This window comes from Nocardia tengchongensis, from assembly GCF_054781395.1.
Genome location: NZ_BAAGUM010000001.1, coordinates 134,338 through 147,373, shown reverse-complemented (window position 1 = coordinate 147,373; position 13,036 = coordinate 134,338). Strand labels below are relative to the sequence as shown.

14 protein-coding genes and 1 riboswitch are annotated in these 13,036 nt (G+C 68.2%); of the genes, 7 read left to right on the top strand and 7 right to left on the bottom strand.

The genetic code is table 11. From position 1 onward, the window contains the following. The first annotated feature begins 46 nt into the window (after positions 1 to 46). From ACYVKL_RS00720 to gcvP, 3 genes are all read left to right on the top strand, one after another. Positions 47 to 520 carry a bifunctional nuclease family protein gene (locus ACYVKL_RS00720; protein ID WP_040807814.1) on the top strand — a complete coding sequence of 158 codons (474 nt, stop codon included), beginning with the start codon at positions 47 to 49 and terminating at the stop codon, positions 518 to 520. A gap of 241 nt (positions 521 to 761) precedes the next feature. Beyond that, the gene (locus ACYVKL_RS00715) at positions 762 to 1,328 is read left to right on the top strand and encodes a MerR family transcriptional regulator (RefSeq protein ID WP_357200843.1); all 567 of its coding nucleotides are present in this window, start codon (positions 762 to 764) and stop codon (positions 1,326 to 1,328) included. Between the two features lie 51 nt (positions 1,329 to 1,379). After that, positions 1,380 to 1,475, top strand: a riboswitch (glycine riboswitch). 159 nt (positions 1,476 to 1,634) lie between these two features. Beyond that, entirely contained in the window at positions 1,635 to 4,475 is a 2,841-nt protein-coding gene (gene gcvP, locus ACYVKL_RS00710) for an aminomethyl-transferring glycine dehydrogenase (RefSeq protein ID WP_379170132.1), read from the top strand. A gap of 81 nt (positions 4,476 to 4,556) precedes the next feature. Here the strand turns inward: gcvP and ACYVKL_RS00705 are convergent, their stop codons facing one another. The 4 genes from ACYVKL_RS00705 to ACYVKL_RS00690 all read right to left on the bottom strand — a co-directional run bounded on the left by ACYVKL_RS00705 (position 4,557) and on the right by ACYVKL_RS00690 (position 7,797). Beyond that, on the bottom strand, positions 4,557 to 4,967 hold the full coding sequence (locus ACYVKL_RS00705) for a DUF7144 family membrane protein (RefSeq protein WP_357200831.1): 411 nt from the start codon (positions 4,965 to 4,967) through the stop codon (positions 4,557 to 4,559). 102 nt (positions 4,968 to 5,069) lie between these two features. Beyond that, positions 5,070 to 6,668 carry a VWA domain-containing protein gene (locus tag ACYVKL_RS00700; protein ID WP_379170130.1) on the bottom strand — a complete coding sequence of 533 codons (1,599 nt, stop codon included), beginning with the start codon at positions 6,666 to 6,668 and terminating at the stop codon, positions 5,070 to 5,072. Positions 6,669 to 6,927: 259 nt separating this feature from the next. Then, complete coding sequence (locus ACYVKL_RS00695) at positions 6,928 to 7,194, bottom strand: WhiB family transcriptional regulator (protein ID WP_213555031.1); 267 nt, start codon at positions 7,192 to 7,194, stop codon at positions 6,928 to 6,930. A gap of 57 nt (positions 7,195 to 7,251) precedes the next feature. Next, on the bottom strand, positions 7,252 to 7,797 hold the full coding sequence (locus ACYVKL_RS00690) for an HNH endonuclease (RefSeq protein ID WP_357200826.1): 546 nt from the start codon (positions 7,795 to 7,797) through the stop codon (positions 7,252 to 7,254). A 271-nt stretch (positions 7,798 to 8,068) separates the two neighbouring features. On the opposite strand from ACYVKL_RS00690, the gene ACYVKL_RS00685 reads away from it, so the two are divergent. After that, a complete protein-coding gene (locus ACYVKL_RS00685) occupies positions 8,069 to 8,881 on the top strand; it encodes an amidohydrolase family protein (protein WP_379170127.1) in 813 nt (270 codons plus the stop codon). A 24-nt stretch (positions 8,882 to 8,905) separates the two neighbouring features. On the opposite strand, the gene ACYVKL_RS00680 is transcribed toward ACYVKL_RS00685, so the two are convergent. The 3 genes from ACYVKL_RS00680 to ACYVKL_RS00670 form a co-directional block, all read right to left on the bottom strand. Further along, positions 8,906 to 9,484 (bottom strand): hypothetical protein, encoded by a 579-nt coding sequence (locus ACYVKL_RS00680; RefSeq protein ID WP_379170125.1) that lies wholly within the window; start codon positions 9,482 to 9,484, stop codon positions 8,906 to 8,908. 28 nt (positions 9,485 to 9,512) lie between these two features. Next, a complete protein-coding gene (locus tag ACYVKL_RS00675) occupies positions 9,513 to 9,716 on the bottom strand; it encodes a hypothetical protein (protein ID WP_379170123.1) in 204 nt (67 codons plus the stop codon). A 380-nt stretch (positions 9,717 to 10,096) separates the two neighbouring features. Then, positions 10,097 to 11,314: a cytochrome P450 family protein gene (locus ACYVKL_RS00670; protein ID WP_379170121.1), complete on the bottom strand. Its 1,218-nt coding sequence runs from the start codon at positions 11,312 to 11,314 to the stop codon at positions 10,097 to 10,099. Positions 11,315 to 11,414: 100 nt separating this feature from the next. Here ACYVKL_RS00670 and ACYVKL_RS00665 point away from each other — a divergent pair, with 100 nt between their 5' ends. From ACYVKL_RS00665 to ACYVKL_RS00655, 3 genes are read left to right on the top strand one after another with little or no spacing between them, the layout of a single operon-like run. After that, the gene (locus tag ACYVKL_RS00665; RefSeq protein ID WP_379170120.1) at positions 11,415 to 11,840 is read left to right on the top strand and encodes a hypothetical protein; all 426 of its coding nucleotides are present in this window, start codon (positions 11,415 to 11,417) and stop codon (positions 11,838 to 11,840) included. Then, entirely contained in the window at positions 11,834 to 12,061 is a 228-nt protein-coding gene (locus ACYVKL_RS00660) for a helix-turn-helix transcriptional regulator (RefSeq protein ID WP_379170118.1), read from the top strand. Before ACYVKL_RS00665 ends, ACYVKL_RS00660 begins: the two co-directional genes overlap by 7 nt. Beyond that, the gene (locus tag ACYVKL_RS00655; RefSeq protein ID WP_379170116.1) at positions 12,058 to 13,020 is read left to right on the top strand and encodes an NAD(P)-dependent alcohol dehydrogenase; all 963 of its coding nucleotides are present in this window, start codon (positions 12,058 to 12,060) and stop codon (positions 13,018 to 13,020) included. Before ACYVKL_RS00660 ends, ACYVKL_RS00655 begins: the two co-directional genes overlap by 4 nt. The last annotated feature ends 16 nt before the right edge of the window (positions 13,021 to 13,036 follow it).

The window sequence follows — 13,036 nt, the reverse complement described above, 5'->3', positions numbered from 1 at the left end:
ATACAGCCGGTTGGGCGGCCGGTGGTGGATTTGGGAAGGCAGTGCGATGAGCGAAATGCGTGTGATCGGCATCCGTGTCGAACAGCCACAGAATCAGCCCGTACTGCTGCTGCGTGAGGTGTCCGGGGACCGCTACCTACCGATCTGGATCGGTCAGGCCGAGGCGACCGCGATCGTGCTGGAGCAGGAGGGCGTCACGCCCATTCGCCCGCTGACCCACGACCTGATCAAGATTCTGATCAAGGAGCTCGGCCACACCCTCAAAGAGGTGCGGATCGTGGATCTGCAGGAGGGCACCTTCTACGCCGACCTGGTCTTCGAGAACGATCTGCGCATCTCCGCGCGGCCGTCGGACTCGGTCGCCATCGCGTTGCGGGTGGGCTGCCCGATCTATGCCGAGGAGCCGGTGCTCGAGGAGGCCGGGCTGGTCATGCCGGACGAGCGCGAGGACGAAGTCGAGAAGTTCAAGGAGTTTCTCGAATCGGTATCTCCGGATGACTTCAAGGCCACGGACAGCTGACCAACTGCTGACCGGGCAAAGCATCCGAAATGAGACATTTCCGGGTCTCGACCTCAGGTTTAGGGTGAGAAACACGCGCTCGGCGCTGCTTTAACGGTGCCGATTTTGCGGCCACAATCAGGGGAGTAGCCTCGATTGTTAGGCCAACGCTCCAGAGTGGATTCGGTGTTGTAGCAAGCACGGTGTCGGATTCGATGACCAGAGCCCAGCCCTGATAGGCGCGCAGTAAGGGAGTAAGTCAGTGGGAGATCAACCGCAACCTCGGGATGTGGTGCAGCCAGGGCTGTTCCCCGACGACACGGTGCCCGACGAGCTCGTCGGTTACCGCGTGCCCAGCGCGTGCCAGGTGGCCGGAATCACTTACCGGCAGCTCGATTACTGGGCTCGCACCGGATTGGTCGTCCCCTCCATTCGCAGTGCCACCGGCTCCGGCAGCCAGCGTCTGTACTCGTTCAAGGACATCCTGGTCCTCAAGATCGTCAAGCGTCTGCTCGACGCCGGCATCTCGCTGCAGAACATTCGCATCGCGGTGGACCACCTGCGCAGCCGCGGGGTCGAGGACCTGGCCGGGATCACCCTGTTCTCCGACGGCACCACCGTCTACGAATGCTCCTCCGCCGAGGAGGTGGTCGATTTACTGCAGGGTGGTCAGGGCGTGTTCGGCATCGCCGTCAGCGGCGCCATGCGCGAACTCACCGGCGCTATCGCCAACTTCCCGGCCGAGCGCGCCGAGACCGCGTCGGCCACCGATCGCCCCGAGGACGAGCTGTCGTTCCGGCGCAAGGCGCGGATGAGTAAGACCGGTTAGTCCGGTCGGCAACATTCTTGTAACCTGCGGCCGCTTAGACTGACAGTGCGTCGCAGCCGTGCGGGAGAGTTCCGGGGATAGTCTCGGACGCCGAAGGAGCAGCACCTCCCCGTCAATCTCTCAGGCACAAGGGACCGTGCGGAGTTTCGACGCCTCTGGAAAGTTGATGGTCGCGTGCCATCCGCCCATGGTGAAAGGTCACCGGTCGTAGGCCGGGGCCGAATCTCTCAGGCATCGAGGACAGAGGGGGAGGGCAGACGATACGTCGGCCGCCAGGCCGACCCCGCCCACCCCTTTGGAGCAGCCGTGATCTGGACTCGATCCTTCGCCGACCGCCACATCGGCCCCGACAGCGGCGAAACCGGTCGCATCCTCCAGACCGTGGGCGTCGAGTCGCTGGACGAGCTCGCCACCCGGGCCGTGCCCGCGAGCATCCTGGACGCCCCGAAGGGCAACGGCCTGAACGCGCTGCCCGACGCCGTCTCCGAACACGACGCGCTGGCCGAGCTTGCGGCACTTGCCGATTCGAACACCGTCGCCACCTCCATGATCGGGCTCGGGTACTACGACACCCTCACCCCGCCGGTGCTGCTGCGCAACCTCGTCGAGAACCCGGCCTGGTATACCGCTTACACGCCCTACCAGCCCGAGATCAGCCAGGGCCGCCTCGAGGCCCTGCTCAACTTCCAGACCATGGTCGGCGACCTGACCGGCATGGAGGTCGCCAACGCCTCCATGCTCGACGAAGCCACCGCCGCGGCCGAGGCCATGACCCTGCTGCAGCGGGCCAACCGCAAGTCCAAGTCGGAGCGGCTGCTCATCGACACCGACCTGTTCCCGCAGACCCGCACCCTGCTCTACACCCGGGCCGAGCCGCTGGGCATCGAGATCGTCGAGGCCGACCTGGCCGACGGCGCGCTGCCCGAGGGCGACTTCTTCGGCGTGATCGTGCAGCAGCCGGGCGCGTCCGGCCGGATCGTGGACTGGGCTCCGGTCATCGAGGCCGCGCACGAGCGTGGCGCGCTGGTCGCGGTGGGGGCCGACCTGCTGGCGCTGACCCTGATCGCCGCGCCCGGCGAGCAGGGCGCCGACGCCTGTTTCGGAACCACGCAGCGCTTCGGCGTGCCGCTGGGCTTCGGCGGGCCGCACGCGGGCTACCTGGCCGTGCACAGCGCGCACGCACGGCAGCTGCCGGGCCGCCTGGTCGGCGTCTCGGTGGACGCCGACGGCAACCTCGCCTACCGGCTCGCCCTGCAGACCCGCGAGCAGCACATCCGCCGCGAGAAGGCGACCTCGAACATCTGCACCGCCCAGGTGCTGCTGGCCATCCTGGCCGGCATGTACGCCTCCTACCACGGCGCCGACGGTCTGCGGTCGATCGCGCGCCGCGTGCACGGACATGCGCAGTGGCTGGCCGCCGGCCTCGGCGACGCCGTCGTGCACCAGACCTACTTCGACACCGTGCTGGTGAACGTGCCCGGCGGCGCGGAAGCCATCGTGGCCAAGGCGAAGGGCGAGGGCATCAACCTGCGCCTGGTCGACGCCGACCATGTGGCCATCGCCTGCGACGAGGTCACCACCGACAGCCATGTCGTGGCCGTGCTCGACTGCTTCGGCGCGGAGGTCCCGGTCGGCCCCGAGGGCGCGCTGTTCCACGGCAAGCAGCGCCCGCACATCGAGGTCCGCACCTCCGAGTACCTGACCGCGCCCGCGTTCACCAAGTACCGCACCGAGACCGCCATGCTGCGCTACCTGCGCGCGCTCTCGGACAAGGACATCGCGTTGGACCGCAGCATGATTCCGCTGGGCTCCTGCACCATGAAGCTGAACGCGGCCGCCGAGATGGAAGCCATCACCTGGCCCGGCTTCAACCGGGTGCACCCCTACGCGCCGGTCGAGGATGCGCCCGGCCTGATCAAGCTGATCGAGGACCTCGAGGGCTGGCTGTGCGCCGTCACCGGCTACGACCGGGTTTCGTTGCAGCCCAACGCCGGTAGCCAGGGCGAGTACGCGGGCCTGCTGGCGATTCGCCGCTACCACCTCGATCGCGGTGACTCGCACCGGGATACGTGCCTGATCCCCGCCAGCGCGCACGGCACCAACGCCGCCTCCGCGGCCATGGTCGGCATGCGGGTGGAGGTCGTCAAGACCAGCCCCAACGGCGACATCGATCTCGACGACCTGCGCGCCAAGATCGCCGACCACGCCGAGCGGCTGGCCTGCATCATGATCACCTACCCGTCCACGCACGGCGTGTACGAGCACGAGGTGGCCGAGCTGTGCGCGCTGGTGCACGAGGCCGGCGGCCAGGTGTACGTGGACGGCGCCAACCTGAACGCCCTGGTCGGCCTGGCCCGTCCGGGCAAGTTCGGCGGCGACGTCAGCCACCTGAACCTGCACAAGACCTTCTGCATCCCGCACGGCGGCGGCGGTCCCGGCGTCGGCCCGGTCGCGGTGCGCGAGCACCTGGCCCAGTACCTGCCCGGCGACCCGCTGGTGAAGGGCTCGCACGCGGTGTCGGCGGCCATGTACGGTTCGGCGTCGATCCTCCCGATCACCTGGGCCTACATCCGCATGATGGGCGCCGACGGCCTGCGCCGCGCCACTCTGACCGCCATCGCCTCGGCCAATTACATTGCGCGCAAGCTGGACCCGCACTTCCCCGTGCTCTACACCGGCGACAACGGCATGGTCGCCCACGAGTGCATCCTGGACCTGCGCGAGATCACCAAGCGCACCGGCGTCACCGTCGACGATGTCGCCAAGCGCCTGGCCGACTACGGCTTCCACGCCCCGACCATGAGCTTCCCCGTCGCGGGCACCCTCATGGTGGAGCCCACCGAGAGCGAAAACCTCGAAGAGCTGGACGCTTTCATCGCCGCCATGATCGCCATCAAGGGCGAGATCGACCAGGTCGAAGCCGGCGTCTGGCCGGTGGAGGACAACCCGCTGCGCGGCGCTCCGCACACCGCCGAATGCCTGGTCGGCGAATGGGATCACCCCTACAGCCGCGAAACCGCCGTGTACCCCATGGGCGTCAAGCACACCCGCGCCAAGGTGTGGCCGTCCGTCCGCCGCATCGACGGCGCCTACGGCGACCGCAACCTGGTCTGCTCCTGCCCGCCCCTGGACGCCTACGCGGAGTGATCCGCGCCGGCTAGTCGAACAGGCAAGCGCCCCATCGGTTCTCGTGACCGGTGGGGCGCTCGTCGTCGTGTCAGGGGTGGCTCAGGCGGTGGCCGGCTTGTAGGTGGAGATGGCCCAGATCACCACGACGTCGAGGGCGATGATGAGGATCGACCACGCCGGGTAGTAGGGAATCCAGAGGAAGTTCTCCACGATGGACAGCGCCGCCAGCACCAGGGCGGCGGTGCGGCCCCAGGCCGTGCCGCGGAGCAGGCCGATCGCCACGACGACCTCGATGATGCCGAGGACGATGTGGATCCAGCCCCAGCCGGTGGTGTTGAGCTTGTAGATGTAGTCGTAGCCGACGACCAGCAAGTCGTCCGAGGCCACCGCGGAGATGCCCTGCAGGATCGACAGCACGCCGATGACGAGCAGCAGAATGCCCGCTCCGATCGTCGTTCCGGCGGCCAGCCCCTGTTTCAATGTGGGTTCGGGACCCGTAGTGTGTGCCATTTGCCGAATATGCCACGGGTTTGCTGGCGAGGGTGAACATCACGACTATGTGTTGCCGTGATGTTGCCACCCTCGGGCACCTATATTCGCTTCGTGCTGTCGTCACGGCGTGGTGAGGGCTTGCGAGACCGCTGTGCCGAACGGCAGATCCGCGGTGGTGCCCACCTTGGTGTAGGTGCCGCCGGTGCGCTGGGCCAGGGTTTGCAGCGTCTGGGTGCCGGCGCCGCCGATCACGATCACGTCCACGCGCACCGGGTGTGCCGGGTCGGTCGCGGCGGCGATATCGGCGAGCAGTTGATCACCGGTGACGGGGGAGTCGTCCTCGGGGCCGTCGGTGATGAGCAGGATCGAATTGGTGCGCGCGGCGGCGTAATTGGCGAGCACGTTCTTGTAGGCCGCTTCCAGCGTCGGATAGGTGCGGTCCGGTTTGGACGGGCTCGCGGCCACGGTGGACAGCGCCTGCCCGAGGGCATTGCGCTGGGTGTCGGTGAGCGGCGCGGTCGGGGTGAGCACCTTGTACGGGTTGTTCCCGTCGAGGTTCTTGGAGTACTCCCACACGCCAAGCCCGAACTCCGGCGGCATCACGCCCATCGTGGAGGTGAGCGCGGCGGCGGCGTTGGCGAGCCGGGTGCCGTAGCCCTCGGCGGCGGACATGGACGAGGACACGTCGAGCAGGACGGTCGCCTGCACGCCGAGCACGGGGTGAGCGAGGATCTGATCCACCTTGTCCAGCACCGCCTTCGCGGGCACCTTGGCGGCGGGGGCCGCCGCGCCGAAACCGTTGTCGGTGAAGAGTTTCGACTGGTCCGGTGCGCGCAGGAAGTCGGCGAACAGGCCCGCGATCAGATTCTGGGTCTGGTCGACCCAAGGGCCGGTGAGCTGGGCGGCCGGGTAGTCGGCGACCGGTCCGGCCGCGTCTGGCCGGAACGCGGCCAGGCCGGGGTGCGCGCGAACCTGCTGTTCGGTGGCGGGCACGGCGTGCAGCGCGGCGGCGGCATCGGTCGCACCGGCCAGCTCGGTGAGCGCCCCCTCCGCGTCCTTGGCGGCGGGCGCGAAGGCGGCCAGGTTGGAGATCGCCGAGATCACCTGGCCGGTGGCGACCGCCTTCTCGTCCAGGGGATCGGTGCCCGACACCCCCGACCCGACCGCGGCCGCCACCGCGAGCGAACCGTCCCCGGCGGGCAGGGCCAGGCGCAGCTTGCCCCAGCCGGACAGGCCGGCATCTGCGAGCGAACCGGCTTGCAGCTTGGGCAGATCCGCCCAGTGCACCTTGGCGGTGTCGAGCGCGTGGCGCAGCTCCTCGGGTAGCGCGAGCACGACCGGGCTGACCGCGATCGGCGCCGGGGTGCCGGCGATCAGTCCCGGCACCCGCATCTGCTCGACCGAGCGGGAGGACTGCGGAATCCACAGCGCGGGCTGCGGCCCCAGCGCCGGATCCCACTTGTTCGCGCGGAACGCCGCGACCATCGCCGCCGAGGGTTGCGCTGTCACGTTCACCTGCGCGCAGTGGTCGCGCACGTGCGGCTTGGTCGCATTGAATCGGTCCGCGGCGGCCTTCACCGGCGTCAGGACGTCCGGATCCACGGTGACGGCGAGTGTCGCGGTGCCGTCCACGCACGACGACGCGGCACGGCTGTCGTTCTGCTTCGATCGATCCGACAGCCAAGCCCAGCCGACCACGGCCAGCGCTAACACGATCACCGCGACGATTGCGATAACCGGTCCTTTGCTGACACCTCGTGACCCGCCGGCGGCGCGATGAGTACCCACGAGCGACCATCCTATGTTGACGCCCAGGTTGGCACCTGTTCCAGCTGGTAACGCGCAATCCGACCGGCACGAAAACGGGCGGCCACCTCCCTATCGGAGGCGGCCGCCCGTCGTGGAGGTCCGGTGGCAGCGCCCCCGAACATCCCCTGGGGGTTCGGGGGCGAAGCCCCTGAGAGTCACCGAGAGTTGCTCAGTCGCGGATCATCTTGCCGCGGTCGTACTCGTGCCCGCCCCAGACGCCGGACTGGCCGGTGCGGGCGGCGAAGTCGCCGCATTCGCGGCGGATCGGGCAGCCCGCGCAGATGCCGCGGGCGTAGTCGAAGTCCTGCGAGGGGTAGGGAAACCACGCCTCGTGGTTCGGGTCACCCTTGCAGGCCGCGCGGGCCCAGTAGTCCTTCGAGTCGGAGATGGGGAGCAGATCAGCCAGGGTCTGCTCCCGAAGTGCAGTGTTCGTCATCGGATCTCGCTCCTTTCATGTCCGATCACGCGGGATGGGTGTGGGTGGTTCGCCGAGTCAGGACGCGGCCAGTTCCTTCCAGATCTGGCGCTGGGCCCGCTCTCGGTCATTGGGGGCCTTGGGCTCCCACAGCAGGCGCATGCCGGCCTCCGCGGGAGTCCGGTCCGCCTTGTACGTATTGCAGGGACCGCACGCGGCGATGAGGTTGGCCCAGGTATTGGGCCCGCCCCTCGACCGCGGGCGGATGTGGTCCACGGTGCGGGCCCAGCCGGAGCAGTACCCGCAGCGGAACCGGTCGCGGCGCAGGACCGCGGGCAGGGTGGCGCGGCTGTCGTCGTCGTGGGTGAGGATCCGGTGCTCGAGGTAGATGTAGCGGGTGAGCCGGATGGTCTCCGGCAGCGCCAGCTCCAGGTGCCGCGAGCGGATCGGGAAATGCGGCTGCCGGTCGGCGACGGTCTCGGCGGCGCCGCTGAGCAGCAGCACCACCGCGCGCTCGGCGCGGATCGTGGTCAGCGCCTCGTAGGAGGCGTTGAGCAGCAGCACCCCGGCGTTTATCCAATTGTCGGTGGTTATCTCCGGGTCTTCGGCATGACGGAACAGCATGGGCGTCACCATGTTTCGTGAAAGGGATCGAACAGGAAAAGGAATCGGCCGGTTACCGATGGGCCCGGAGACGGCCGAAGCCCCGGTACTGTTCGTCGATACTCGGATTCAAAGCCGCCTCCTCCTTCCTGCTGGTCACGACCGTGTCGGTCGGGTGATCATCGATGAAACACATGGTGGCACAACGGCCCTGCGCTTGTCGGCTGATTATTTTCGCCCCCGGTGCAGTGACAACGATCCGCGGCGCGCGTTTGTTCCGCACACTGGAGATGTGACCATCGACGCCTGGGCGCAGCATCCGACCGAGCGATTTCTCGCGCGCGACATCTTCGACTCGCTGCGCCGCTGGACCGGCGGCGCGATACCGACGGGGGAGATCCCCCTGAAAGCCACGCTCGCCGCCATGGACGCCGGCGGCGTCGACCGGGCGCTGATCTCGGCGTGGTGTGCGCCCGAAGGGGTGCTCATCTCCAATGACGAAGTGGCCGACTGGGTCGCCGAGGCGCCGGACCGGCTGATCGGGGTGGCCTCGGTGGATCTGCGGCGCCCGATGCCCTCGGTGCGGGAACTGCGGCATCGGGTGCGCGAGCAGGGCTTCGTGGCGCTGCGGGTGCTGCCGTGGCTGTGGGAGGTGCCGCCGACCGATGCCCGCTTCTATCCGCTCTACGCCGCCTGCGTCGACCTCGGGATCCCGTTCTGCACGCAGGTCGGGCACACCGGTCCGCTGCGGCCCTCGGAGCCGGGCCGCCCGATTCCCTACATCGACCGGATCGCCCTGGACTTCCCGGAGCTGACCATCGTGTGTGGTCACGTCGGCTACCCGTGGACCGAGGAGATGATCGCGGTGGCCCGCAAACATGAGAACGTGGTGATCGACACCTCCGCCTACACCACGAAAAGGCTACCGCCCGAACTGGTCTCGTATCTGAAGTCCGCGAGCGGGCGGCGCAAGGTGCTGTTCGGCACCAACTATCCGATGATCGCGCCCCGGCATGCCCTCGACGGTCTGGACGCGCTGGAGCTGGACGACGAGACCCGCGAGCTGTACCTGGACGGCAACGCGCGCCGCGTCTTCGGGCTCTGACACGGCGCGCGGGGTCGTGCGATATCAGGCGGCGGGCACCGAACCGGCCACCGAGCCGTGGGTCCCGGTGCGCTCGGGCAGCACGTCGTCGAGCGGAATCCAGTCTTCGTGCCGCTGCGAGATCCGCCCGCCGGAGACGGCGATGGCCGTGGCCGCGAGATCTACGGCCAGTACGGCGTCGTCTTCGTCCATGGCCAGGATCGACAGGCTCAGTGGTTGCGCGGTCCGGCTCGGTCCGGGCGTGCGGGCGAGATGGTCGGTGGTCGCGGCGGCCGGGCAGCCGGTGGACAGCATGATCGCGGCGGCCAGGAATTCGACCGGGGTGGACGCGGCCAGATGCGCGCCCCGGGCCGCCGCGCTGATCAGGGTGTGCGGCGTCGGGAGGCCTTGGGGCAGCGGCAGACTGGGGACCGTGCCCCAGCGGTGCAAGGGCGGGAACATATCGAAGTCGGACCGGCCCAGCCAGCGGCGGTGGCACAGCTGGGCGAGCCGCTCGGCGGTGTCGCGCAATCGGGTCTGCTCGGCTTGGAAGCTGAGCGTGATCTGCCGGCAGGGCGGCAGCGCGATCGGGCGGTGAACGGAGGGAACAACGAGTACGGTCATGAGGCAGCTCGTTCTCTTCGCGGCGGGATCAACCCTGCACGTCGGCCGGCATCGGGGTGGTGCGGGTGCGGCGCCAGGCCGCGCCGAGGGACAGCGCCGAGATGGCGAACATCGCCATCAGGATCAGCGTCGCGAGGAACAGCGTCGCGCTGGACTCGAGGCTGCGGCTGCTGCGGTACCAGATCGCGACGGCCGCCAGGACGGGACCACTGGTCAGTAGTGCGGACCACAAAGACAGCAAACCAATAGCAATTAATATGGATGTCGGTGGGGACTGTTTGACCTCATGGAACCACGCAGCTAAGCGCTGGCTTCCCCTCAGCGGCGTTGCTGTCCCGACCATTCTTGCGACACCTCCACATCGTCCGAAAATGCGGTCCCACCAGTACAGCGTGAGTGACGTTAGCGCATTGAACGGTTTTGGAAGGCGAACTTTTATCGAAAGGTGACCACTCGGTTTGTTCTGTCTCGAGCGTTTGAAGGCGTTTTCTCAGCTTGTCTTGGTATTCGCCGATCATTAGCTCTGGTCGACCGACCAGTTTTGTGACGCACGTCGCTCTCGTGATGGGCGAGTCTCGCGGAAAAGCCCGACTCCGGGCCGGATTTACCGGCCTAGAGCTGGACGGGAAGCTCCTTCAGGCCGTGCATGAGAGTGCTCGGATGCCATTCCAGCTCCTGCGCCGGGCGCGCCAGACGCAGATCCGGGAATCGGGAAAGCAAGGCCGAGAACGCGACTCGGGCTTCCAGGCGGGCCAGTGGAGCGCCGACGCAGAAGTGGATGCCGTGGCCGAAGGCGACGTGGCCGGCGGTGTCGCGGGTCGGATCGAGCGTGTCGGGGTCCCGGTAGCGGTCCGGGTCGCGATTGGCGGCGGGGAGCGCGACGAAGACGAATTCGCCTGCGGGAATGTCGGTGTCGGCGATGGTGACCGGCTCGGCCGTGTGGCGGACCGTGCTCATGTTCACCGGGCCGTCGAAACGCAGGAACTCCTCGATGGCGTCGGGAATCGCGTCGTGGTCGGCCTGCAGGGCGCGCAGCTGCCCGGGGTTGCGGAGCAGGGCGAGGGTGCCGTTGGCGATCAGGTTCACGGTGGTGTCGTGCCCGGCGATCAGCAGCAGCGTGGCCATGCCGACGAGCTCGGATTCGGTGAGGGTGTCGCCGTCGTCGGCGGGCACGACGAGCGCCGACAGCAGATCCGATTCCGGCCGTTCACGTTTGGCCCGCACCAGTCCGGTCAGGTAGTCGGCCATGGCGGCCGCGGCACTGGCCCGGTTCTCCTCGAGCCCGGCCACCGCGACCAGTGCCCGCGTCCACTCCTGGAAATCGGAGCGATCGGCGAGGGGCACCCCGAGCAGTTCGCAGATCACCGTGATCGGCAGCGGTTCGGCGAACTCGTGCAGCAGATCCACCTCGGCCCGGCCCGTCATCGCGTCGAGCAGGCTGTCGGTGATCTCCTCGATGCGCGGGGTGAGGGCCGCGATCCGGCGCGGGGTGAAGGCTCGGGTCACCAGCTTGCGCAATCGGGTGTGCCCCGGCGGATCGGTGCTGAGCATGTGGGTGAGCACGGCCAGCTGCTTCGGGTCCGAGGGCGGGACCCCGCGTTTGGCGCTGAGCAGTTCGTCGTTGACGGCGGCCGCTTTGCGCAGCCGCGGATCGTTGAGGGCGGCGCGGCCCGCGGCGTAGTCGAGGACGACCCAGCGGATGATGCCGTCCGGGAAGCGAACCTGCCGCACCGGCCCGTGCTCGCGCCAGCGGCGGTAGTGCTCGTGGGGGTCGGCGAAGAATTCCGGTCCGATGGATTCGATCCGGTCCGGTGCTTCGAGGTCGGCCATGGTTCCGACACTAGCCGATGGAATCGATTGCGGCGAAGCGTATTTCGCGGTGATGTAAAGAAAACTGTACATTGTGTCGTGATTTCTTTACACTGATCGCGTGCCCTATGAGGAGAAGCGAACCTGGATCCTGGGTGTCGTGGCCGTCGTCTCGTACGCGAGCTACCTGATCGTCGTGCTGGTGCGGGCGCGGCACACGGCGCTGGTCGAGGTCGCCTATGTCGCGCCGATGCTGTGGGCGATCGGGGGTTCCATCGCGGCCTCGATCGTGGCTGCCATCGCCGTCGCCATCGGGTCCCGCGATCGCGACCGGCGCGATCAGCGCGACCGTGAAATCGACCTGCGTGGAACGCATGTCGGCCAAGCATTCGTCGTTCTCGGCGCCATCGCGGCGCTGGTGCTGGCCCTGGTCGACGGTGACACCTTCTGGATCGCCAATGTCATCTACCTCGGATTCACGCTGTCCGCGGTCGTCGGCGCGGCCGCCAAGCTGGAGGCCTATCGGCGGGGGATGCGGCCATGGTGAAACCCACGAAGGTCACCAACAACATTCGCGCCCTGCGGTTCTCCCACGGCGAGATGACCCAGGCCGAGCTGGCCGACCGGCTCGGCGTCACCCGCCAGACCGTCAACGCCATTGAACAAGGCAAGTACTCGCCATCGCTGGAGACGGCGTTCCAGATCGCCCGGGTCTTCCGCGCACCGCTGGACGAGATCTTCGAATATCCGGAAGAGGATGAGTCGTGAAAGCTATTGCCCAGGACGTCTACGGCACCGTTGATGTGTTGTCCTACAGCGATATTCCCACCCCGCAGGCGGGTCCGGACGGGGTTCTCGTCCGGGTCCGGGCCGCGGGTGTGGACCCCGGTGTCTGGCACATGATGACCGGCGAACCGCTGGTCGCCCGGCTCGCGCTGGGTCTCGGTAAACCCCGGGAGCGGGTACGCGGCTGGGACGTCGCGGGCATTGTCGAAGCGGTCGGTCCTCAGGTCACCGCGTTCGAGCCCGGCGACGAGGTGTTCGGGACGGTCCCCGGTTCGTTCGCCGAATTCGCCGCCGCCCCCGCGGTCAAGCTGCAACCCAAGCCCGCCGACCTGAGCTTCGAACAGGCTGCGGCGCTACCGATCTCGGGTACGACCGCGCTCACCGGTTTGCGCGACGCGGGCCGTATCGAAGCGGGTCAGCGCGTGCTGATCATCGGCGCTTCCGGAGGTGTCGGTCATCTGGCGGTCCAGCTGGCCAAGCACTACGGCGCCGAGGTGACCGGCGTGTGCTCGGGCGCCTCCGCCGCCTTCGTCACCGGGCTCGGCGCGGATCGCGTCATCGACTACCGGACCGAAAAGCTCAGCGGCCGTTACGACCTCATCCTCGATATGGCCGGCAACCGCCCGCTGGCGGTGCTGCGCGACCTGCTCGCCGAGACCGGCACCCTGGTCCTCGGCGGCGGTGAGGGCGGCGGCCGCTTCTTCGGCGGCCTGGGCCGTTCGGTGCGCGCCGAGCTGCTCTCGCCCTTCACGCGTCAGCGCCTGTGCGCCCTGCTGGCTCTGCCCAAGCCCGAAGCCTTGGTCACGCTCACCGAGCTCGCGACCGCGGGCGCGGTCGTCCCGCACATCGACCGCACCTACGCCCTGTCCGAAGCGCCCGCCGCGATCACCCACCTGGCCGCCGGCCACTCACGCGGCAAATCGGTCATCGTGGTCAGCTGAATCGGAAACGCCGGAT